This is a genomic window from Streptomyces sp. XY006, from assembly GCF_002237655.1.
Classification (GTDB): domain Bacteria; phylum Actinomycetota; class Actinomycetes; order Streptomycetales; family Streptomycetaceae; genus Streptomyces; species Streptomyces levis.
In genome coordinates, this window is record NZ_NOKT01000011.1 from 111,757 (window position 1) to 135,005 (window position 23,249).

The following is a 23,249-nucleotide window of genomic DNA, read 5'->3' on the forward strand; positions in this document are numbered from 1 at the left end:
GGCGGATCAGTCGTCGAGCGCCCGGCCGGTCTCCTCGCGCAGGAGGTCCACGTAGGCGCGGGTCCAGCCCTCGATCGTGGCGCGGTCCCACAGGTCGGAGGAGTACTCCACGAAGCCCCGGAGTTCGTCCCCGGCCGGGACGAGGCCGAAGGTGAGTTCCGTGCGGGCGGCGGCGGGGGCGAGATCCTCCACCGCCGTGGTCAGACCGGGCAGTTCGACCTCCGCGTCCAGGGAGCTCTGGTAGGCGAAGCCGACGTCCAGCCGGTCCGGCACCTCGATGCCCGTGTGCTCCCGCAGGGCGGGAGCGATCCGGCGCACCGGCAGGGCGTGGTCCATGCACTCCACGGCCGTGCGGGCGACCCGGTCCGTCAGCGCGGTGAACGAGCCGGCGGCCCCGTCCCGCACGGGCAGGGCGAACCCGGTGATCGTGCAGGCCAGCAGGGACTCGAACGCGCGGCGCTCGCGGTTGGCGTAGGAGATGTTGAACACCACGTGGTCCTGGCCGGACGTGCGCGCGAGCAGCCGGCCCAGGGCCGCCGCCGTGACCACGAACGGTGTCGTGCCCCGCTGCCTCGCCAGCCGTTCGACGGCGGCCCGCACCTCGGCCGGGACGGTGAAGGGCACGGCTCCTCCCCGCCCGCTCGGGGAGTCGGGCCTGGGCCGGTCCAGGGGCAGGCCGACGGTGAACGGCACCCCGTCGAGTGCGCGCAGCCAGAACCGCACCTTGCGGTCCTCATCCGCCTCGTCGGCCTGTTCCTGCTGCCAGTGCGCGTAGGCCGCCGGCTGGCACTCCACGTCCGGGAGGGTGTCGGGCACGCCCTGCCGGGCGGAGCCGTAGAGCGCGGCGAGTTCCCTCAGCAGCAGGCTGACGGACCAGCCGTCGCACGCGGAGTGGTGCAGGACGAGCAGCAGGACCCAGGTGTCGTCGGCGGTGCGCAGCAGGCGCAGCGCCATCGGCGTGCCGCGGGTCGGATCGACAGGGGTCTCGGTGACCTCCGCGCTCACCCGGTCGAGCGCGGCCCGGCGTTCCCCGGCGGGCCGTGCGGTGAGGTCCTCCAGCGGCAGGTCCACGGGGCCCGGCCGCAGCACCTGCTGCTCCCAGCCGTCCCCGGCCGGGGCCAGGCGGGTGCGCAGCCCCTCGTGCCGCTCGACCAGCCGGGTCAGGGCGGTGCGCAGGGCGGGCACGTCCAGGGTGCCGGTGAGGGTGAGCCGCAGGGCGACGTTGAAGACCTGGGGCAGACGGTGGCCCGCGTGCACCGTGGCGAAGCGCGCCTGCTGCAGCGTGGCGGGTGCCCGGCGCTCGACCGTGCCGGGGAGGTCGTCGCCGGGTGCGGGTGCCGCGTCCGGCGTCGTGGCCCCGACCGCCTCGGTGAGGTGGGCCGTCATGGCCCGCAGGGTGGGCTCCTGGTAGAAGCTGAGCATCGGGTACTCGGTGCCGAATTCCTCACGGACCTGGTTGACCAGGCGCATCGCGGTGATCGAGTGTCCGCCGAGGTCGAAGAAGGACGCGTCCGCCGCGAGGCCGTCGGGGTCGAGGCCGAACTCGGCCGCCCAGAGCGCCCGTACGCGCCGCTCGACGTCCGTGGGGCGGCCGGGGGGTGGCTCGTTGCCGGTGGCGGGGGCGGGTGCGGGGGCCGGTTCGGGGGCCGGGGCCGGTCGAGGGGCCTGGGCCGGTTCGGGAGCCGGGGCCGGTTCGCGGGTCGGGGCCGGTTCGGGAGCCACGGCCGGTTCGGGAGCCACGGCCGGTTCGGGAGCCAGGGCCGGTTCGCGGGCCGGGGCCGGTTCGGGAGCCACGGCCGGTTCGGGAGCCACGGCCGGTTCGGGAGCCACGGCCGGTTCGGGAGCTGGGGCCGGTTCGCGGGCCTGGGCCGTCGAGACGAGGTCGGGTGCCGGGAGCGCGGAGCGGTCCAGCTTGCCGTTGCCGGACACCGGCAGGGCGGGCAGGATCCGCCAGGCGCGCGGCACCAGGTACTCCGGCAGGCGGGCCGCCAGTTGCCCGGCCAGCGCGTCGGCGCACGCCTGCCGGTCGTCGGCCGCCGCGCCGACCGGGCCGGCGGGGACGGCGTAGGCGGCGAGGTAGGCCTCGCCGTGGGCGTTGCGGCGGGCCAGGACTGCCGCCTCCCGTACGGCGTCCAGGGAGTTGAGGGTGCGGGCGACCTCCTCCGGCTCGACCCGGAAGCCCCGGATCTTCACCTGGTCGTCGGCCCGGCCGCGGAACTCCAGGGTCCCCTCGGCGGTCCAGCGGACCAGATCGCCGGTGCGGTACCGGCGGGCGTCGGGGCCACCGTCCGGGTCCGGGGTGAAGCGCTCGGCCGTGAGCTCGGGGCGGTGCAGATAGCCGAGGGCGACACCGGGGCCGCCGATGTGCAGCTCCCCCACGGTGCCGACCGGCACCGGACGGCCGGCGGAGTCGAGCACGCTCACCGTCACGTTGTCGACGGGGCGTCCGATGGGGATCGGCCGGTCGGACTCCGGTCCCCGCGGGGCGACCGCGGCCGTGGTGCACAGCACGGTGGTCTCGGTGGGCCCGTACACGTTGACCGTCTCGTACGGCGCCTCGGGCCGCGGCCGGGTGCGCAGGACGTCGCCGCCGAGCAGCAGATGACGCAGCGGAGGCTGGTCGCCCGCGGGCAGGCCCAGGAGTTGCTCACCGAGGGCGGTGGGCAGGATGGAGAAGGTGACGCCCTGCTCGGCGTACCAGCGGGCCAGGGCGAGGGGATCGCGGCGCAGGTCGTCGCCGGCGATCGTGACCGAGGCGCCTGCCGTGAGCGCCGGCCAGATCTCCAGCAGACAGGCGTCGAAGCTCTGGCTGCACACGGCGGCGCTGCGGTCGTCCGGGGTGAGCGCGAAACGCCCGTGCTGCCAGGCGCACAGGTCGACGACGCCGCGGTGCGACACCACGACCCCCTTGGGGGTGCCGGTGCTGCCGGAGGTGTAGAGGACGCAGCACGCGGAGGCCGGGCCGGTGGCGGGCACGGGGGTGCCCGGCGTCCGGCGTGGAGCCGTGTCGGGCGACAGGACGGTCACTCCCCCGGGCAGCGTCAGGGTGGCGGCCGCCTCCGGCGTGGACACCACGATCGGGGCCCGGCACTCGGCGATGACCTGCTCGGCCCGGGCCCGGCCCATCGAGGGGTCGAGGGGCACGTAGGCGCGGCCGGCCTTGAGTACGGCGAGCATGGCGACGACGAGGTCGACGGAACGCGGCAGCCACAACGCCACCGTCTGCTCGGGGCCCGGGGGTCGCTCCGTAGCCGGGGCCGGCTCCGCGCCCGGGGGTTGCTGCTCGCCCAAGGCTTGCTGCTCGCTCGGGGCTTGCTGCTCGCGCAGGACGGTGGCCAGGCGGTCGGAGTGGTCGTCCAGTTCGCGGTAGGTCAGTCGGCGGTCGCCGCTGACGACCGCGATGGCGTCCGGCCGGGCGGCGGCCTGGCGGGCCACCAGCTCGTGGACGGTGGTGTCCACGGGCGGACGGACCGGTCCACGCCTCCAGGACGGCGGCACGGGGTCGCCCTCCGCCGCGGTCTCCACGGTGTCCACCGCGAGCCGCGACAGCGGCGCCTCCGGCGTGTCGGCCGCCGCCGCGAGGAGGTCCCGGAACGTCGAGAAGAACCGGTCGACCGTGGGCCGGTCGAACAGGTCGGTGTTGTACTCCAGATGGCAGCGGATGCCGTCCGGCTGGTCGGTGAAGTAGACCGTGAGGTCCGTCAGGGCCTTGTCCGGGCCGGCGTCCAGCGGGGTGGCCTCGATGCCGGGCAGGTCGAAGCGGAACGGCTCGGCGCGCTGGAACTCGGCGAACGCCTGGAACACCGGTGTCCGGTCGACCGCCCGCGCCGGGGCGAGCTCGCGCACCACCCGCTCGAAGGGCACCCGCGCATGGTCGTACGCGTCGAGCGCGACCGAGCGGACCTGGTCGAGCAGGGTCGCGAACGCGGGGTCGCCGGACACGTCCAGGCGCAGGGCGAGCGTGTTGACGAAGAAGCCGAGCAGGTGCTCGGCCCGCTCGGGCCGGTCGGAGAACGGGGTGCCCACGACGATGTCCGTCTGGCCGGTGACCCGGTGCAGCATCGCCGTGTACCCGGCGAGCAGGGTCATGAAGAGAGTGCCGCGCCGGGTCCGGCTCAGCTCACGCAGCCGGTGGGAGAGTTCCGGGTCGAGGGTGTGGAAGACGGCCCGGCCGTGGGAGGTCATGGTGGCGGGGCGCGGCCGGTCGGTGGGCAGCGCCAGGACGGGCAGCTCGCCACCGAGGGTCCGGCGCCAGTACGCCAGGTCGTCCTCGCTCTCCGGGCCGTGCGCCGACGCCGCGAGTTCCCGGGCGTAATCGGCGTAACTCCATGTGAGGGCGGGGAGGTCGGGGGTCGTTCCGTCGCGTTCGGACCGGTAGAGGGCGGACAGGTCGCGGGCGAGGACGGTGGCCGATGCGGCGTCGATCACGATGTGGTGCAGGGACAGGACGAGGACGTGCTCCGCCTCCGCCGTCCTGACCAGCCGGGTCACGAACAGCGGGCCGGTCGCCAGGTCGAAACGGCGGCCGCTCTCGGCCGACAGGACGTCCCGCAGGGTGGCGTCGGGCGCGCCGGTGGCGTCCACGACCTCGAAGTCGGGCTCCGCCGCGGCCCGTACGACCTGCCGGGGCTCACCTCCCCTCTCCTCGAAGACCGTGCGCAGGCCCTCGTGGCGGGCCACGAGGCCGCGCAGGGCCGCCCGCAGGGCGGGCACGTCGAGGGGGCCGGCGAGGCGGATCGCCTTGATCTCGTTGTAGGCGGTGCGCCCGGGCAGCAGGCGCTCCAGGAACCAGATGCGTTCCTGCCCGGGTGACAGGGGGGCGTCGGCGGGGGCGGCGGTCCGGACCACCTTGGGGGCCGGGGGCGGTGAACCGGCCGTGTCTTCACGGCCGTAGTGCCGGCGGAGCGCGTCCAGGTGGGGCAGTCCCGCGCGCAGCCGGTCCGCTTCGACCCCGAAGTCGACCAGGGAGACGATCTCGTCGGCACCGGCGGCCGTGACGGCGTCCACCACCGGCCGGACGCTGTCCGCCGTGCCGATCAGGGCGCGCTGGTCGCAGTAGCGGCCGTAGGCCCGGCGGAAGACCGCCTCCAGGTCGTCCTCGCTCAGGGCGGCCAGGTCGATGCTGTGGCCGAGGCTGTTGGTGACGCCGCTGAACACGGACAAGGACGCCCGCATGTAGCGGGACAGCGGCTCGTACGCCTCGGTGCGCGCGGTGTCGTGGTCCCCGGCGAGGTAGGTGTGCAGCAGGACGGCCACCCGCCCGGCGTCCGGGTCCAGGCCGTGCCGGGCCCGGGTGCTCCGGTAGCGGGCGATGTTGTCGGCGAGCTGCTCCACCGTCTGGGTCATCAGGTTCGTGACGATGCCCAGGTCGTGGCGGGCGGCGAGTTCGAAGGAGGCGGGGTTGCCGACGACCGCGGTGTACAGGGGCGGGGCGTCCTGCACCGGGCGCGGGAAGAGGCTCACCTCGGTCTCGCCGTCCCCGCCGGTCCGGCGCAGGGGCTCTCCGCGCCAGAACTCCCGTACCTGCGCGAGCTGTTCGTACATCAGCTCCTTGTGCCGGCCGAACCGGTCGGGGAAGAAGACGAAGTCGTTGGCGCTCCAGCCGCTCGCGACGCCGATGCCGACGCGTCCGCCGGAGAGGTTGTCGACCATCGACCACTCCTCGGCGACCCGGATCGGGTCGTGGAGCGGCAGGACGACGGAACCGGCGTTGAGGCGGATCCGTTCGGTCTCACGGGACAGCGCGGCGGCGAGCACGGCCGGGTTGGGGAAGAGACCGCCGAAGGAGTGGAAGTGGCGCTCGGGCATCCACAGCGCGTGGAAGCCCTGCCGGTCGGCGAACCGGGCGATCTCCATGAGGAGTTCGTACCGGCCGTCGCGGGGCGCCGGGACGTCCTGCGGGTAGTCGCCGAAGAAGTAGACGCTGAAGTCGGGCGTGCGGGCGGGGGTTTCGTTCGCCGGAGCCGGAATCGGGGCGGGGGCCGGGGCCTGGGCGGGAGCCGGGGCCGGGGCGGTCTTCACGGCGGCGGCGTTCCAGGCCATGGAGGCCACGGGGGCGGGTTCCGCCGAAGGCGGCGCCGAGGGTATCGCCGGCGATGTCGCCGCAGGCGCCGCTTGAGGTGTCACCGGAGGCGCCACTTGGAGTGCCTCCGGAGGCGCCGGTTCGCGGATGGGTGCCGGTGCTGCCGGGGCCGGTCTTGGGGCGACGGCCTTCCCGCCCGGGAAGAACCCCGCCGACCGCAGCTCGCGCAGCGACTCCCGTACGGCGTCCGCCACGAACTCGATGTCGCCGTCCGTATGGGCGGTGGACAGGAAGAAGTTGCGCCACTCCCAGACGTGCACGCCGCGCAGCATCAGGTGGTGGTAGAGGAGTTCCATGTCGGCGCGGTGCTCGAAGCGGAACTGTGAGCCGAAGTGGCTCATCCGCAGCGGATACTCCTCGGCCTCGAAGAAGCCATTGAGGGTCGCGGCCAGTTCGGCGGTGCGCGCGTTCAGCCGCTCCTGGAGAAGAGGGCTGTGCTCCTTGAGATGGGCCAGGACGGCACGGGCCGCGACCATCGACACCGGGTGCTGGATGTACGTACCGCCGAAGAAGGTCGTGTCGGCCGGCGGGTAACTGGCGTCGCCGTACGACCAGTGGCCGCCGTCGACACCGTCCATGATGTCGGCACGGCCCGCGATGGCGCCGATGGGGAAGCCGCCGCCGAGGAGCTTGCCGTACGTCGCCAGGTCGGGTGTGACGCCGTACAGTTCCTGGGCGCCGCGCGGGGCGGGGCGGAAGCCGGTCAGCATCTCGTCGAACAGCAGGACGATGCCGTGGCGGCGGGTGAGTTCGCGCAGCTTGCGCACGAACTCCACCGGCTGCAGCGACGGGTGCCTGCTCTGCACCGGCTCCACGACGACCGCGGCGATGTCGCCGGCGTGCCGGCTGATGGTCTCCAGCGCGGTGTCGCTGCCGTAGTCGAGGACCAGCAGGTCGGCGACGGCACTCTGCGGGATGCCCCGGGAGACGGGGACGGTGAGCTGCTCGGCGCCGCTGCCCGAGGCACGGCCCAGGACGTTGTCGGCGTGGCCGTGGTACGCGCCGAGGAACGTGACGATCTTGTCGCGGCCGGTGGCGGCGCGGGCCAGGCGGATGGCGGCCGAGTTCGCCTCCGTGCCGGAGTTGGCGAAGGCCACGCGCTCCAGTCCGGTGAGTTCGGCGAGCAGTTCCGCGGCCTCACCGGTCTCGACGTTGCGCGGGCCGAGCTGGACGCCGCGCGAGAGGTGTTCACGGACGGCCTCGGTGACGAAGTCCGGCTCGTGGCCGAAGAGGAGGACTCCGAAGCCCATCGTGATGTCGACGTACTCGTTGCCGTCGACGTCCTCCAGACGTGCCCCGCTCGCCCGGCGGCCGGCGATCGGGTAGAGCATCTCCTTCGTGGCGCTGCGGAAGCCGACGACGGCACGGCTGTCCGCCAGGACACGGCGGTAGCGCTGGGCGATCCGCTTGGAGGTCGGCGTCTTCGCGGTGTAGCGGCGCACGAGGTCGGCGAGGTGTTCCTGCTGCGCCTGGGGGGAGGCCTCCCGCACCATGCCGGAGGTCCTCGTGACCGACACGCGGGGGCCGTGGACGCGGGGTGTCTCCGGGGCGGGTGCGGCCGTGCCCATCTGCTCGCTGATGCGCCGGGAGAGTTCCGCCATGGCCGCCAGGTCCCGGTCCAGCGCGGCGGACACACCGTTCAGTCCGCCGCTCACTTCGCCACCGTGCCGTGGTGGCCGTTGACGCCCTGGACGCCGTTGAGCCGGTCCGTCGCCGCCGCGGTCTGGAGCGCGAGGAGCTGGGAGAGCTGGGACATCATCTGCAGCTGTATGTGGGACATCTGCTGGATCTTCTGCGCCAGGTCCTCCAGCTCCTGCCGGGTGGCGTACGCGGGAGCCACCGGCTCCACCGGCGCCACCGGCCCGGGAACCGGCGGAGGCGTGGGTGAGGAGTACGAGGAGTACGCGGAAGCCGGCGGGGCCGCGGGCGGCGGGTACGCGGAAGCCGGCGGGGCCGTGGGCGGCGGATATGCCGCGGGAGCCGGCGGGGCCGTGGGCGGCGGATATGCCGCGGGAGCCGGCGGAGCTGCGGGCGGCGGATATGCCGCAGAAACCGACTGGGCCACGGGCGGCGGGTACGCCGCAGAAGCGGCGGGCGACGGCGCCTCGCCAGCGGGCCCGGGAGGCGGTACGGCCCCGGAAGCGGCAGCGGTCCGTTCCGGTGCGGGCCGCTCCCCCGTGGTCGGCTCAGGCGGCTGCCCGGTGTCCGGCGTGCGCGCGGCGATGAACCGCGCGAGCCGCCGCGGGGTCCCCGTCTCCTCGAACAGCTGCCGCATCGTCACCTTGACCCGGTGCTGCTGCTCCAGCTCCCGCAGCACGCTGATCATCTGCAGCGAATCCGCGCCCAGGTCGAAGAAGTTCGCGTCGCTGTCGATCGCCGACGGGTCCCCGCCCAGGTGCCGGGCCGTCGCTTCGACGATGCTGTCCAATACCCCCGCGACCGCTGCCTCTTGCTGAACCACGTCGGTCCCCCTTCTCGCTGCTCTCGCTGTTCTAGCTGTTCGCGCCGCTGCCGTGCCGAGGGCCGCCGGCTGCGGCCCGGTCCAGTGGTCCTGGTGCTGGAATCGGTATCCGGGCAGCGGGACGCGCCTGCCCCCGCTGCCGGCCAGGAGCGTCTCCCAGCCCAAGTCCGCTCCGGCGCAGTGCAGTTCCGCGGCCGCGCCCCAGAGGGCGCCGAGGGCACCGCCCCTCCGCAGCGACGGCACCACCGGGACGTCGGGCAGCGCACGGCGGGCCAGGCCGCTGAGGGTGGTGTGCGGCCCGATTTCCAGCAGAAGACCGGGCCGGCCGGCCCCGAGGGCGTGCAACGCCTCGTCGAAGCGGACCGGTTCGCGGGTGTGCCGCAGCAGATGGTCCGTGTCCGGGATCCAGCCGGGCGGACGCGTCGCACCGTCCAGGGCGCTGACGAGCGGGATCCGCACCGGACGGAACTCCACGTCGTCGAGGACCTTCCGGAACTCCTCCAGCATGGGTTCCATCAGGGCGGTGTGGAAGGCACGGGTCACCGGCAGCCGCCGCCCCGGGGTGCCGCGCGCGTCCAGCAGGGCGCAGGCCCGGTCGACGGCCGTGACGGGCCCGGCGAGCACCTGGGCGCGGTCTCCGTTGCTGACGGCGAGTTCCAGTCCGGGGACCTCGGCGGCCAGCGCGAGGGCGGCGGCCCGGTCGAGCGGCGCGGCCACCATCGCGCCCGGCGCGCAGCGCTGCCGCATCAGCCGGCCGCGTGCGGTGGTCAGGCGCAGCCCGTCCCACAGGGACAGGGCCCCGGCCGCGTACAGCGCGGCGTACTCCCCGACGCTGTGCCCGGTCACGGCGTACGGGGCGACGCCGGTGTCGTGCCACAGCCGGACGAGGGCGCACTGCAGGGCGAACAGCGCGGGCTGAGCGAGGTCCGTCTCCCCGGCGGCGTCCGTCCCCCCGGCGGGGCCCGTCTCCCCGACGGAGTCCGTCTCCCCGGTGGGGCCGGTCTCACCGGCGGCGTCCGTTTCCCGGGCAAGGTCCTCCCCCGGCCCGTCGGGCGGGGACTCGACCGTGAGCGCGGCGAGCAGCGAGTCGCCCGTGAGGTCGCGGTGGTGGAGTTCGCAGGCGTCGAGCACCTCGCGTACGGCGGGGAAACGCGCGTAGAGCGCGGCGGCCATGCCGGGGTACTGGCTGCCCTGGCCGGTGAACTGGAACGCCACGCGCAGGGGTTCGTCGGACGGTGCCGTGCCCGAGGTGACGTTCGCCGGGGCGGTGCCGGCGAGCCAGGCGTCGAGGGCGTCGGCGAGGGCGTGCGGGGTGGTGCCGCGGGCAGCGAGCCGGTGGCGGCCGTGGGCGCGTCCGACGGCGGCGGTGGTGACGAGGTCCGCCGGGTGCGGCGCGGGCGGACGGCGTAACCGGTCGCGGAAGGCCCGGGCGTTGTCGGCGAGGGCCTGCGGGCTGCTTCCGGAGACGAGCAGCACGTCCGGCGGCGGGAGGGCGGCGGTCCTGGGTACCGGTTCCGGGGCCTGTTCGAGGATCAGGTGGACGTTGGTGCCGCCGACGCCCAGGGAGGTGAGGCCCGCGCGGCGCGGCACGTCACCGGCGGGCCAGGGCCGGGCGGTGCCGGGGATGTAGAACGGGCTGCCGTCCAGGCCGAGCAGCGGGTTGGGCCGGGTGAAGTTCGCCATGGGCGGGATCACGCCGTGCCGCAGCACCAGCAGGGCCTTGACGAGGCCGGCGAGTCCGGACGCGGCGTCCAGGTGGCCGATGTTGGCCTTGACCGAGCCGAGGGCGCAGTAGCCGGTGCGGTCGGTGTCCTCGCGGTAGGCGCCGGCCGCGCCGTCGAACTCGATCGGGTCGCCCTTGAGGGTGCCGGTGCCGTGCGTCTCCAGGTAGCCGATGGTGTCCGCGCCGACGCCGGCGCGTCGCAGGGCCTGCCGGACGGCGGCGCGCTGCCCGTCGGCGCTGGGGGCGGCGTACGCGGACTTGCTCGCGCCGTCGTTGGCGATGCCCCAGCCGAGGACGACGCCGTGGATCGTGTCGCCGTCGGCGACGGCCCGGGTCAGCCGTTTCAGCACGACCGCCAGCACGCCCGTGCCGCCCACGGTGCCGTCGGCGCCCGCGTCGAACGCCCTGAGGCGTCCGGACCTGGACAGGATCGAGCCCTTGACGTGGCGGTAGCCCAGGACTTGCGGGACGTGGACGGCGGCGGCGCCGACCAGGGCGATGTCGCAGTCGTCCATGAGCAGCGCCTGTGCGGCCGACTGCACGCCGACCAGGGAACTGGAGCAGCCCGTCTGGATGTTGACGGCGGGTCCGGTCAGGCCGAGGCGGTAGGCGACGCGCGTAGCGGTGAAGTCGGCGTAGTTGCCGACGATCGTCTGCATGCCGGTGACCCAGTCGGACGGGGGCCGGCTGGGCAGGACGTTGTTCAGCAGGTAGTTCTGCAGGGTGTACAGGTAGTAGCCGGTGCTGGCGTAGACGCCGATCCGGGTGCCGTCGCGTTCCTGCGGGTAGCCGGCGTCCTCCAGGGCGTGCTGGGCGCATTCCAGGAACAGGCGGTGCTGGGGGTCGGTGATCGACGCCTCGTGCGGGCTCATCGCGAAGTGCCGGGCGTCGAAGCCGGCGAGGTCGTCCAGGATCCCGGAGGCCCCGACAAAGTCCTCGGCCCCGTACTCCTCGGCCGGCACTCCGGCGGCGGCCAGTTCCTCGTCGGTGAAGCGGGTGATGCAGTCGGTGCCGTCCCGGACGATCCGCCACAGGTCCTCGGGCGTGTCGGCGCCGGGCAGCCGGAAGGCCATGCCGATGACGGCCATGCGCGGGTCGGGAGGGGTCGTGGTCATCGGCCGTGCCCTTCCGTCACCGCGGACCGGTCGGGTCCGGCCGGTCCGTCCGGTCCGTCCGCGGGCGGAGCGGGGGTGCGTCCGCGCCGGAGGGTCAGCAGCAGGAGCAGGGCCGCGCACAGGACGATCGCGAGCCCGTGGAAGGCGGCCACCACTTCCAGCGGCGAGAAACGTTCCAGCAGGGCGCCGCTGACGAGCATGCCCAGGCCGAAGCCGGTGTTCTCGGCCGAGGCGGACAGCCCGAAGAGACGGCCCCGCTGTTCGTCGGGGGCGCTCTGCAGCCGCGACACGTACACGGTCTCGGTGAACCCGTCGGCGGCCCCGGCGACGAGCGCGGCGATGACGGCGGGCACCGTCGGCAGTCCGCTGAAGACCATGATGAACCCGGCCGACATCACGATGGCGCCGAGCGCGAACGCCCGCTCCCCCGGGGTCCGTCCGGCCTTGCGGGTGACCCGACCGATCACCTGCTGGGCGACGATGTTCCCGATGGCCCACGTGGCCCAGAACTGGCTGATGAACGTCGCCGGATGGTCGGGGTCGAGGCTGCTGGAGTAGAGCGGCAGGGCCACGTTGTGGGAGGACGAGCCCAGTCCGTCGACGGCCCGGACGGCGATCATCGCCATCAGCAGCGGGGCCGTCCCCAGCAGCACCCGGACCGTCCAGCGCGCCGGGGCTGAGGCGGCCCGGCTGCCGCCGTCCGCGGCGTCCTCGGCTGCCCGGGTGCGGACGGGGAGCAGGAACAGCACGGTGGCGGAGACCAGGAACGTCGCCGCGTCCAGGGCGAAGGCGGCGGAGTAGCCGAGCTGCGCCACCACCACGCCCGAGGAGGCGAAGCCCGCGATCATGGCGAGCGAACGGCCCGTCACCAGCAGTCCGTTGGCGCGGACCCGGTGCTCGGATCCGACAATCTCGGGGATGCTGCTGCGCAGGGCGACCTGGGAGAGCGTCGAGCAGCCGCCCGTCACCACGGCGAGGGCGTACAGCAGTCCGGTGCGCACGCCGTCGGGGGCGAGCAGCAGGCTCAGCAGGGCCACGGCCTGGCACAGATCGGCGCCGACCATCAGGCGTTTGCGGTCGTGGACCGAGACGAGCCGCCCGCTGACCCAGCCCGAGACGACGCTGGTCGCCAGGCGTACGGCCATGAAGAGGCCCGCGGCGAGCGCGCTGCCGGTGGCGTCGTAGACGAAGACGTTCAGCGCCACCATGTTCAGGTAACTGCCGTACGCCGAGATGCCGTTGCCCAGGACGAGCAGACGGAAGTACTTCATGCACCTTCCCCTGGTCTGCATGAAGGGTGTGACCATCGCGGGTCCGGGACCGGACCGCCCCCCATTGATCCGTCACCCAAGCAGAACCGGTCAGACCTGTTCAAGGCACGACAGTGGTCCATATGACTTCCGGTCGCGTTTTGGCGATTTCGAAGCGCTCGCAAGGGAGATGGAATGCCGATCTTGGGAAGACGGTGAAAACGATCTTCCATCGATCCCTCAGGGGGGCACACCGTGACCGCACCCACGCGTCCGATACCGCCGGTGAACCGCCGGCGCCGCTTCGACCTCCGCTCGACCGCGCTGTTCTTCGTGTTCCTCGCCGTCGTCCTGTGCGTCCTCGGCCTCGCGGCACGCATGGTCGCGGACGCCGTCGAGCGGCGGCCGGCCTGGATGTTCGTCCTGGCCGTGCTGGGTGCCGCGGGATGCGTGGGGCTACGGCGGCGGATCCACGTGGCGAGAGCGGCACGCCGGGCGGCGGCGGCGCTGGACGAGGCCGCGCGGGAGGCCGCCGACGCGCTCGACGCCCCGCAACCGCGCCCCGGCCGCCCGGCGGTTGAAGCCGTCGCCGACCACGGGACGCTTGCGGCCGCCGAGTTCGGGCCAGTCGCCGACCAGGGCGTCACGGTCCCGGTCGAGTTCGAGACCGTCGCCGACCAAGACGCCACGGTCCCCCTGGAGTTCGAGAGCGGCACCGAGTACGACGGTCTGACACCCGAGGAGTTCGAGGAGGCCGTCGCCGCCCTCTGCGCACGCGACGGCTGCTCCGCCGTCGAGGTCGTGGGCGGCGCCGGGGACCTGGGCGCCGACGTCATGGCCCTCACCCCAGACGGCCGGCGCATGGTCATCCAGTGCAAGTACTACGACGTCTCCCACCGCGTCGGCTCCCAGGACCTGCAGCGCTTCGGCGGCACCTGCTTCACCGTCCACGAGGCCGACGTCGCCGCACTGGTCACCACGAGCGACTTCACCGCTCCCGCGCTGGAGTACGCCCAGCAGTGCGGCATCGTGTGCGTGGACGGGGAGGCCCTGCGCGCCTGGACCGACGGCACCGGCCCCCGCCCCTGGGACACCGCCCCGGGCGGCCGGACGGCGGGGTGGGACCTGGCCGGCGCGGGATCGTGAGCCGCTGCCGGCCGGCGACCGGCCCCTGGTGTGACGGGCTTCAGATCACGCAGCCCTCGATGCCGGGCACACCGTCGATCCAGTTGGTGGTGTTCTCGACGTAGTAGCTGGACATGATCCCGTACTGGCTCCAGCCACGCGGCTGGACCATCAGCCAGTAGGGGTTGCCGCCGACCGACTGGCCCGGGACCTGGCAGTAGACCATGACTTCGTCCCAGGAGTTGAGCTGGCCGATGATCGACGGGCAGTTCGTGGTGCTCGGTGCGTGGATGCAGTCGCCGTCGATGCTGCGGACGTTGACCCCGTTCGCCCACACGCCGTACCAGCCGCGGCCGTGCCCGTCGGCGGCGGCGCTCTGTGCGGTGGTGACCACGAGGGCGAGTGCTCCAGCGGCGGCGAGTGCCGCGGTCGTCTTGCGCATGGCCGTCCTTTCGATGCCGTGCCGGGTGGCGCGCGGGAGGGATCCCGCCCCTGGCGCCCCGCACTCTAGGCAAGCGGGCAAGGCCCTGGTCCCTGACAGATGTCAGGGACCAGGGCCTCGACCTCGCGGCGGAGCCGTGCCGCTCAGCGTGCGGTGCCTCCGGCCCGCTGGCAGCGGGCGCAGTAGCGGGCCTGCGGCACGATCATCAGCCGCTCCCGCTCCAGGGCGCGCCGGCACCGGCCGCAGGCGCCGTAGACACCCGCGTCCATGCGGGCGAGGGCCGCTTCGACGTCGGCGAGGACCATCCGGGCCGAGGCGGCGAGCTTGACGCTGACCTCCAGCTGCGCGGAGGCCCGCTGCCCGCGCCGGTCCTCGGCGCGGGACGCGACCGGCCCGGTGAGCCGGCGCAACTGCTCCCGGCGGAACAGCCGCTGCTCGCGCAGGTTCTCGCGCAGGACGGCGAGGTCCTCGGCCGACAGGTGCGGCGCACCCGGCGGCGTTCCGGCACCGCGGCCGACGGTCTGCTGGTTCACCACGTCACCCCTTCTTCCAGAGCAGGGCGTAGGAGATCGCAACGGGAGGGCGGTCACACCACGCGGCGCTGGCAGGCGACGCAGTGGCGGGTGTACGGGAGGATCTCCAGCCGTTCCGCGGGGATGGGCTTGCCACAGCCCAGGCAGGTGCCGTAGGTCCCCTGCTCGACGCGCCGGAAGGCCTCGTCGATCTCCTTGAGGACCCGCTGCATCGCGGTCTTCTGCTCGGACAGCAGGTAGTCGTCCGGGGCCGGTCCGCTCTCGTCGAGGGCCTGCAGCTGCGCCAGCCGGGAGGTGCGGGCGTGCTGCAGGCGCTGTCGGGTTTCGTGCGGGTCGGGCTCGGCCCGGGGAACCTCCAGGGTCATGATCGGTCCTCTTCTCGGCTGCTCGGCGGCAGTCCGGCTGGGTGGTCTCGTCGCTTCCCACCCTGGTCCCTTCCGCCGCGAAGTCCCATCGGGCGCGGGCCCCATTCCCGCCGGGGCGGGTCACCCACACGGTCCGTCGTGGGTGGGGCGCGCCCCGGGGAAATGGGGGTCGGACCCCATCGACGCCGGGTCGGTGACCGGGGCAGGCTGGCGGAGAACCACCCGGGCGGCCGGGGGCCTCGCACCGAGGCACCGGCACCGCCGAGCACGTCAGCAGAGGAGTCGTCGGTCCGGTGTCGCTGTTCTGGCGGATCTTCGCCCTCAACGCCCTGGTGCTCGGCGCGGCCACCGCGCTGCTGCTGTGGGCCCCGGTGACGGTGTCCGTGCCGATCCTGCTCACCGAGGCGGTCATCCTGGTCGGCGGTCTCGCCGTGATGCTGGTCGCCAACGCGGCCCTGCTGCGGCTCGGTCTGGCGCCCCTGGCGCGGCTGCGGAGGCTGATGACCACCGTCGATCTGCTCCGCCCGGGCCAGCGCCTGCCCGTGGCCGGGGGCGGCGAGGTCCCGGAGGTGATCCGCACGTTCAACGCGATGCTGGAGCGGCTGGAACAGGAGCGGGCCACCAGCAGCGCCCGGGCCCTGCTGGCGCAGGAGGCCGAACGCCGCCGGATCGCGCAGGAGCTGCACGACGAGGTCGGGCAGAGCATGACCGCGATCCTGCTGGGCCTCAAACGCAGCGCGGACGAGGCTCCCCCGCGGCTGCGTGAGGAACTGCACGAGGTCCAGGAGATCACCCGGCAGTCCCTGGACGAGGTCCGCCGTGTGGTGCGCCGGCTGCGGCCCGGGGTGCTGGACGACCTGGGCCTGGTCAGCGCGATCACCTCGCTCACCGAGGACTTCGCCACGCACACCCGCATGCACGTCACCCGCCGCTTCGACACCGACCTCCCCGAGCTGGCGCCGGAGACCGAACTGGTCCTCTACCGCGTCGCCCAGGAGTCCCTGACCAACGCCGCCCGGCACGCCGACGCCGAACGCGTCACCGTCGCCCTGCGGCACGTCGCCGACCGCGTGGTGCTGACCGTCACCGACGACGGCCGCGGCATCGAGGCACCGCGCGAAGGCGCCGGCATGCGCGGGATGCGCGAGCGGGCCCTGCTCATCGGCGGCAGCCTCGAGATCACCCCGGCGCCGCGCGCCGGCACCAGCGTCCAGCTCACCGCGCCCGTTCCCAGGAAGCAGCTCTGACCATGCCCGACACGATCACGCCCGCCGAGACGCGGACCGGCACGATCCGCATCCTGCTCGCCGACGACCACGCCCTGGTCCGGCGCGGTGTCCGGCTCATCCTCCAGCAGGAACCGGACCTGAAGGTGGTCGCGGAGGCCGGTGACGGCGCCGAGGCCGTCGAACTGGCCCGGACGCACGAGGTCGACCTGGCCGTGCTCGACATCGCCATGCCCCGTCTGACCGGCCTGCAGGCCGCCCGCGAGCTGGCCGCCCGCAAGCCGGGCCTGCGGATCCTGATGCTGACCATGCACGACAACGAGCAGTACTTCTTCCAGGCGCTCAAGGCCGGGGCCTGCGGTTATGTGCTGAAGTCCGTCGCCGACCGGGACCTGGTCGCGGCGTGCCGGGCGGCCGTGCGGGACGAGCCCTTCCTCTACCCGGGCGCGGTCACCGCGCTGATCCGCAACTACCTCGACCGGGCCCGCCACGGCGAGGAGACCCCCGACCAGGTGCTCACCCCGCGTGAGGAGGAGGTCCTGAAGCTGGTGGCCGAGGGGCACTCGTCCAAGGAGATCGCCGACCTGCTGTTCATCAGCGTCAAGACCGTCCAGCGGCACCGCGCCAACCTGCTGCAGAAGCTGGGCCTGCGCGACCGCCTGGAGCTCACCCGCTACGCCATCCGCGCCGGCCTGATCGAACCCTGAGGGTGGACCTCACCTCCCGGCGGCGCCACAGGGCCACCCTCGCCGCGGTGCTGGCGGCCCTCGTCCTGACGCTGCTGTCCACGCTGACCAATGGCGCAGGCCTGAGCCCGGCGCCGGTCCTGGCGCACGGCCCGACGTCCGGCGTGGCGTACGACCCGACGCCCGGCCCGGCGACCGGACCGACGTACGGCCAAGCGGCGGCAGCCGTCGAGGACGCGGCGGCAGGGGTGGGGCACCGGGACACCGGGACGCGCGTCGACGGCGGTTGTGACACCGACTGCGCGGTCCGGGCTGCGGTCCGTCAGGAGTCGCAGGGCGAGCACCCCGCCCCGCGCTCCCACCCGGTCGCCGGCGCGCAGCGGACGGCCGCCCCACCCCCGGGCGCCGGGGCGCGGCTGCGCGCACCGGCGCCTTCCCTCGCCGTCGCACCACCACCGCTCTCCCCCGGCCTGGAACGGGCACCCCCGCGTCGTCCGGCACCCGACGCTCCCTTCCCTTCTCCCTGACAGCACCCGGCCGCACCCTCCGTGCCCGGGTGCGCCCGCCGGAGGCTTGTCGTGACCCGTTCCGCCCGGGTGAGGGCCCTGTTCGCCCTCGCCCTGCTCGCCGTATCGCTGTACATCGCCGTCACCGTGCCGGTCCGCCTGGGGCTGGACCTGCGCGGTGGTACGCAGATCGTGCTGGAGACCCGCTCCACCCCGGCCGCCGAGGCCGGCCGGGAGGCCACCGACCGCACCCTGGAGGTGCTGCGCGGCCGCATCGACGCGCTCGGCATCGCCGAACCGACCCTCGTCCGCTCCGGCGAGAACCGGATCATCGCCGAACTGCCCGGCGTGCAGGACCCGCGCGAGGCCGCCGAGGTGCTGGGCCGCACCGCGCAGCTCACGTTCCACCCGGTGTCCGCGGCCGGGGACCGCACGGTCCGTACGCTGCCCGACGAGTCCGGCGCGCCGCTGCGCCTGGGGCCCGCGGCCCTGACCGGCGAGCACGTCAAGGAGGCCGCCGCCCGCTTCGACGACCGGGGCGGCGCGGGATGGCACGTCACCGTCGGTTTCGAGGGCGCGGGCCGCGACCGCTGGGCCGGCCTGACCGGCGAGGCCGCCTGCCGGCCGGCGGGAGACCCTGGGCGGCGGATCGCGATCGTCCTCGACGACAAGATCGTCTCCTCGCCGCAGGTCGACCCGTCCGTCGCCTGCGGCAGCGGCATCCGCGACGGCGCCACACAGATCACGGGCTCCTTCAGCCCGGCGGAGGCCCGGGAACTGTCCCTGCTCATCAACGGCGGGGCCCTGCCCGTGCCCGTCGAGACGGTCGAGCAGCGCACCGTCGGCCCCACCCTCGGCGCCCAGGCCATCACCGCGAGCGCCTGGGCCGCCGCCATCGGCACGGCCCTGACCGCGCTCTACGTCATCGTCGTCTACCGGCTGATGGGCCTGCTCGCCGTACTCGCCCTGGCCTGCTACGGCCTCGTCTCCTACGCCGCCCTGGCCGCGCTCGGCGCCGCCCTCACCCTGCCGGGCCTGGCCGGTTTCGTGCTGGCGATCGGGATGGCCGTGGACGCCAACGTGCTGGTCTTCGAACGGGCCCGCGAGGAGTACACGGCCCGTCGGCGCCCCAGTGCGCGCTCGGCGCTGGCCGCCGGGTTCCGCAACGCCCTCAGCGCGATCGCCGACTCCAACATCACCACGCTGATCGCGGCCGGGCTGCTGTTCTTCCTCGCCTCCGGGCCCGTGCGGGGCTTCGGCGTGACCCTCGGCATCGGGGTGCTCGCCTCCATGTTCAGCGCGCTGGTGATCACCCGGGTGCTCGCCGAGTTCGCCGCGAGCCGGCCCCGGGTACGCCGGTCGCCGGGTCTCACCGGCATCGCGACCACGGGTGCCGTCCGCGAGCGCCTGACCCGGCGCGACCCGCAGCTGCTGCGCCGCCCGCGCCGGTGGCTGGCCGTCGGCGCCGCCGTGCTGGTCCTGGCCGGGGCGGGCACCGTCGTGCGCGGCGTCGACCTCGGCGTGGAGTTCACCGGAGGGCGCCTCGTCGAGTACGCGACGTCCTCCCCCGTCGACCCCGACCGGGTCAGGACCGCTCTCGACGACGCCGGGTTCCCCCGGGCCGTCGTACAGTCCTCCGACGGCACGGGGCTGACGGTGCGGACCGAGCCGCTGACCGACGCGCAGGCGGCGGAGGTCACCTCGGCCGTACGGGAGCTGGCCGGCGGGGCGGAGAAGGTCCGCGACGAACTCGTCGGTCCCAGCCTCGGCGAGGAGCTGCGCCGCAACGCCCTGGTCGCCCTCGCCGTCGCCCTGGGCGCGCAACTGCTGTATCTGGCGGCCCGGTTCCGCTGGGTGTTCGGCACCGCCGCGGTCGCGGCCCTGGCGCACGACGTGGTGATCCTCGTCGGTGTCTTCGCCTGGCTGGGCAAGCCGCTGGACGGGGTGTTCCTGGCGGCCCTGCTCACCGTCGTCGGCTACTCGGTCAACGACTCGGTGATCCTCTTCGACCGCGTCAGGGAGCTGACGGGACGCCACCCGGAGAAGCCCTGGCCCGACCTGGTGAACCCGGCCGTCCTGCAGACCCTGCCCCGCACGGTGAACACCGGCATGGGCGCCGCGCTGGTCCTGACCGCCCTGGCCGTGCTCGGCGGGTCCTCCCTGACCGACTTCGCCCTGGCGCTGCTCATCGGCATCGCCGTCGGCACGTACTCGTCGGTCTTCACGGCCGCCCCGCTCGCGATCCTGCTCGGGCCGCGTCGTCCCCGCTCGGGCGGAGCGGTGGCGGGTACCCGGAAGGGGTGAGCAGGGCCGGTGAGCGACAGGAGGCACCCCCGGTGGTCGAGCCCTTTCCCCCGGAGCCGTGGCATCTGCGGGGCGACATGTTCGCGGCGCTCTGGCGGGTGCCCCGGCGTGAGATGCCCGGCTGGCGGCTGCCCGCCGGGATCCGTCCGCTCCGGCTGGGCGGGTCCGGCCTGGTGGTCACGTTCTGGGTGGACTACCGGCCGGGCGGGACGCTGGCCTACCGGGAGCTGCTGGTGGCCCTGGCGGTGCGGGACCGGCGCGGCCCCGCGGCGTGTGCGGTCGAGGCCTGGGTGGACGACGCACGCTCCCGGGCCGGCGGCCGGACGCTGTGGGGCATCCCGAAGGAGCTCGGCTCCTTCGCCTTCGGCCCCGCGCCCCTGCCGTCGGCGCGCCCCGGGCGGGCGCCCGTGCGCACCCGCGTGGTGGTGGAGCGCGGCGGGGAGGGGCTCGATCCGGTGGTGACGGGGCTGCACCGGGATCTGCTGCCCCTGCCGGGGCGCCTGCCCGTGCGCGGCCGGCTGCTGCAGCCGCACCCCGTGCACGGGCGGTGCGAAGTGCCGCTGAGGCTGTCGGGGCGTACCCGGCTGGGGCGGGCGCGTATGACGGCCGGGCCCGGTGGACCGCTCTCGTGTCTCGACGGCCGGAGCGCGCTGCTGGCGGCCTCGATCCGCGACTTCCGCATGACCGTGGGGAGCGCGTGAGGGCGGCGGCCGTGGACGGCTGGTGTGCGGTGTCCCGGGGGCGGGTTCACGGCACCGGCCGGTCCAGCGCTGCCAGGACCGGTGCCACGCCGTCCTCCTCGGCCAGCCGCCGGGACAGCTCGCGGGCGCGGGCGCGGTGGTGCGGGTCGTCCGTGGCGCGGCGCAGGGCGGAGGGGAGGGCGCCGGCGCCGAGGCGCCGCAGCGGGACCGCGCACGGCGCGGTGCCCAGGGCCACCAGACGCGCCGCCCAGAAGCCGCCGTCGAACTGCACCGGCACCGGCACGGTCGGGACGCCCGCGCGCAGGACGGCGGCCGTGGTGCCGGCGCCCGCGTGGTGCACCACAGCGGCCGTGCGGGGAAACAGCAGGTTGTGCGGCACGTCCCCGACGGTGAGCACGTCGTCGGTCCGGGCGGCGAGACCGGCCCAGCCCCGCTGGATCACCCCGCGCAGCCCCGCCGTGCGCAGGGCACGCACGAGTTCGGCGCTGACCTTCTCGGGGTCCGGCACCGTGGCGCTGCCCAGCCCGATGAACACCGGCGGGGGCCCGGCGGCGAGGAACTCCTCCAGTTCCGCGGGCAGTCGGCGGGTGTCGTGCGGCCACCAGTACCCGGCCATGTCCAGTCCGGGCCGCCAGTCCCGGGGGCGGGGCACGACCAGTTCGCTGAACCCGTGCAGCACGGGCCAGTGGGCCCGCTCATGGGTCCGGCGGAGCGCGGCCGGGCCGCGCAGGCGCATGCCGTGCCGGGTGCGCAGCCGGCCCACGGCCCGGGTGTAGACGCGGTCGACGGCGGCGGTGACGGCCCGTCCGCCCAGGTGGTTGGCCACGGTGCCGAGCGAGCGCCCGCCCAGCATGGGGGCGCCGAACTCCCGTGTCGGGTGCTGGGGTTGCAGGAACAGGCCGAGGCTGGGCAGCCGGAGCCCGTCGGCGATGGCGCTGCCCAGGGGGGCCACGGCGCCCGCGGCCAGGACGACGTCGGCGCCCCGGGCCGCCTCGACGAGGGCGTCGGTCATCTCCTCCGCCGCCGACCGGGCCATCGCCGCCGCGCGCAGCAGCTTGCCGAGCCCGGTGGTGCTGGCGTGCAGACCGCGGCCGCGACCGGAGTGGGACAGGGCGTGCGGGTCGACCGGCGTCGGGTGGAACCGCACCCCCGATCCCTCGGTCAGGGGAGCGAAACGGGCGTGGGTGGCGAGCGTGACCTCGTGACCGCCCCGCACCAGCCCCGCGCCCAGCCCGGTGTACGGGGCCACGTCGCCGCGCGATCCCGCCGTCATGATCACCACTCGCATGGTCCCAGTCTGGACCGGCGGACCGGACGACACGCGGTCCCTGCCGGTACGTGGACGAAAATCGCCGGTGCAGGTGACGGCCCGGACGCGCCGTTCACCCCGGGCCGGACCGGCCGGTGCCGCAGGCGGCGCTCACCCCGGGCCGGACCGGTGCGTGCCGCAGGCGGCGCTCACCCCGGGCCGGACCGGCCCGTGCCGGAGGCGGCGAGCAGGTCCGTGGCCGCTGCGCGCAGGCGGGGTGAGGGGTCGCCGGTGAGGGCCGTCAGCCGGTCCCTGTGGTGCTCGGGGCCCGGTGGCCAGGATCCGTTGGCGTCCACCCAGCGCCTCAGTCCGAGCACGGCTTCGTACCGGACCGGCTCGTGCGGGTCGTCCAGGAACCGCAGGAATCGCCGTACGTCCTGCCGGGCGTGTTCGTCGGTGGCGTCGTCGCCGTCGAGGAGCGACAGCGCGGCGGCCCGGACCTCACCGGAGTCGGTCGTGTCCGCCAGGTGCCGTACGGCGGGGAGGGCCTGGGTGAGGCCCCAGAGCGCGTTGCGGGTGCGCCAGACGTGCCGGGGGTCGACCGCCAGGTGGGCCGCGAGGGCCCGGGCCACCGGGTGGCGCTCCCACAGGCGCAGGCCGTTCTCGACGAGATGCTCCAGTCCGTCGAGGACGCCGGCACGCAGGTCGTCGTCGGGGTCGTCCAGGAGGGGCAGCAGCAGCCACACCGCGTCCCACCGGCCGCCGGCCCCGATCGCCGTGGCGCAGGCGGCCCGGGCGCGGCCGGGGACCGTCCGGTCGGCCAGGGCGGTGCGCAGGTGCGTGGCGGCGGCGTTCGTGCCCAGAACGCCCAGCAGCCGCGCGGCCGGAGGCCCGGCGATCGGGTCGCGCAGCCACGGCACCGCCGCGTCGCACAGGCGCCCGTCGGCCCGATCGCCGAGGCCGCGCAGCAGGACGGCGGCGGCCTCGGGGTCCCGCTCGGTCCGCAGCGCTTCCGCCAGTCGGTCCTGCACCTGGGGCTGTTCCACGCGGAGCAAGCGCCGGGCGGCCTGGAGGCGCACCCGCGGGTGCGGATCGCGCAGGCCGTCGAGCAGCGCGTCGACAAGCCGCTCGGTGCACTGCCGCGGCAGTTCCTCCAGCGCGCGGGCGCGGGCGGCACCGGCGCCCTCGCGGGCCGTACGGATCACCTCCGTGCGCACCGCCTCGTCGTCCTTGCAGACGTACAGCAGAGTCCGGGCCCGTCCCCACACGGAAGGGTCCGGGTCGCCGAGCAGAGCCGTGAGGGCCGTGGCGTCCCCCGGGACGCCCAGGGCGGCCAGTGCCTCCAGGGCGACGATCCGCACGTGGCGGTCCGGGTCGGACAGCAGCCGGGCGAAGGCCTCGACGACCGGCGGGTCGTCGAGCCCGAGCCGGGTCGCGGCCACACAGGCCCTGCTCCGCACGCCGGGATCGGCGTCGCCCAT

14 protein-coding genes are annotated in these 23,249 nt (G+C 74.7%); 6 read left to right on the forward strand and 8 right to left on the reverse strand.

Going from position 1 to position 23,249, the window contains the following annotated elements; genetic code table 11:
• Window positions 1-6 precede the first annotated feature (6 nt).
• The 3 genes from CHR28_RS14770 to CHR28_RS14780 are packed head-to-tail and all read right to left on the reverse strand — an operon-like array spanning window position 7 to window position 12,652.
• Window positions 7-7,683 (reverse strand): MupA/Atu3671 family FMN-dependent luciferase-like monooxygenase, encoded by a 7,677-nt coding sequence (locus tag CHR28_RS14770; protein ID WP_306437566.1) that lies wholly within the window; start codon window positions 7,681-7,683, stop codon window positions 7-9.
• A gap of 50 nt (window positions 7,684-7,733) precedes the next feature.
• On the reverse strand, window positions 7,734-11,381 hold the full coding sequence (locus CHR28_RS14775; protein ID WP_094054076.1) for a type I polyketide synthase: 3,648 nt from the start codon (window positions 11,379-11,381) through the stop codon (window positions 7,734-7,736).
• Entirely contained in the window at window positions 11,378-12,652 is a 1,275-nt protein-coding gene (locus tag CHR28_RS14780; protein ID WP_094054077.1) for an MFS transporter, read from the reverse strand. Before CHR28_RS14780 ends, CHR28_RS14775 begins: the two co-directional genes overlap by 4 nt.
• 234 nt (window positions 12,653-12,886) lie before the next feature.
• Here CHR28_RS14780 and CHR28_RS14785 point away from each other — a divergent pair, with 234 nt between their 5' ends.
• Window positions 12,887-13,777, forward strand: coding sequence for a restriction endonuclease (locus CHR28_RS14785; RefSeq protein WP_256984253.1), 891 nt, complete (start codon window positions 12,887-12,889; stop codon window positions 13,775-13,777).
• Window positions 13,778-13,817: 40 nt separating this feature from the next.
• On the opposite strand, the gene CHR28_RS14790 is transcribed toward CHR28_RS14785, so the two are convergent.
• From CHR28_RS14790 to CHR28_RS14800, 3 genes are all read right to left on the reverse strand, one after another.
• Window positions 13,818-14,198, reverse strand: coding sequence for a hypothetical protein (locus tag CHR28_RS14790; protein ID WP_094054079.1), 381 nt, complete (start codon window positions 14,196-14,198; stop codon window positions 13,818-13,820).
• Between the two features lie 143 nt (window positions 14,199-14,341).
• Window positions 14,342-14,734, reverse strand: coding sequence for a TraR/DksA family transcriptional regulator (locus tag CHR28_RS14795; RefSeq protein WP_373453353.1), 393 nt, complete (start codon window positions 14,732-14,734; stop codon window positions 14,342-14,344).
• 50 nt (window positions 14,735-14,784) lie between these two features.
• Window positions 14,785-15,096 (reverse strand): TraR/DksA family transcriptional regulator, encoded by a 312-nt coding sequence (locus tag CHR28_RS14800; protein WP_094054080.1) that lies wholly within the window; start codon window positions 15,094-15,096, stop codon window positions 14,785-14,787.
• Window positions 15,097-15,389: 293 nt separating this feature from the next.
• Between CHR28_RS14800 and CHR28_RS14805 the strand changes: the two genes are divergently transcribed.
• The 5 genes from CHR28_RS14805 to CHR28_RS14825 are packed head-to-tail and all read left to right on the forward strand — an operon-like array spanning window position 15,390 to window position 20,519.
• The gene (locus CHR28_RS14805; RefSeq protein ID WP_179272441.1) at window positions 15,390-16,343 is read left to right on the forward strand and encodes a HAMP domain-containing sensor histidine kinase; all 954 of its coding nucleotides are present in this window, start codon (window positions 15,390-15,392) and stop codon (window positions 16,341-16,343) included.
• A gap of 2 nt (window positions 16,344-16,345) precedes the next feature.
• Window positions 16,346-17,029 carry a response regulator gene (locus CHR28_RS14810; RefSeq protein WP_094054081.1) on the forward strand — a complete coding sequence of 228 codons (684 nt, stop codon included), beginning with the start codon at window positions 16,346-16,348 and terminating at the stop codon, window positions 17,027-17,029.
• Between the two features lie 2 nt (window positions 17,030-17,031).
• Window positions 17,032-17,535 (forward strand): hypothetical protein, encoded by a 504-nt coding sequence (locus CHR28_RS14815; RefSeq protein WP_094054082.1) that lies wholly within the window; start codon window positions 17,032-17,034, stop codon window positions 17,533-17,535.
• Between the two features lie 51 nt (window positions 17,536-17,586).
• Window positions 17,587-19,818, forward strand: a complete 2,232-nt coding sequence (gene secD / locus CHR28_RS14820; protein WP_094054083.1) for a protein translocase subunit SecD — start codon at window positions 17,587-17,589, stop codon at window positions 19,816-19,818.
• A gap of 32 nt (window positions 19,819-19,850) precedes the next feature.
• On the forward strand, window positions 19,851-20,519 hold the full coding sequence (locus CHR28_RS14825; RefSeq protein ID WP_094054084.1) for an acetoacetate decarboxylase family protein: 669 nt from the start codon (window positions 19,851-19,853) through the stop codon (window positions 20,517-20,519).
• 46 nt (window positions 20,520-20,565) lie between these two features.
• Here the strand turns inward: CHR28_RS14825 and CHR28_RS14830 are convergent, their stop codons facing one another.
• Together CHR28_RS14830 and CHR28_RS14835 are read right to left on the reverse strand one after the other, a co-directional pair.
• Complete coding sequence (locus tag CHR28_RS14830; RefSeq protein ID WP_094054085.1) at window positions 20,566-21,807, reverse strand: glycosyltransferase; 1,242 nt, start codon at window positions 21,805-21,807, stop codon at window positions 20,566-20,568.
• 170 nt (window positions 21,808-21,977) lie between these two features.
• The gene (locus CHR28_RS14835) at window positions 21,978-23,249 is read right to left on the reverse strand and encodes a HEAT repeat domain-containing protein (protein ID WP_256984254.1); all 1,272 of its coding nucleotides are present in this window, start codon (window positions 23,247-23,249) and stop codon (window positions 21,978-21,980) included.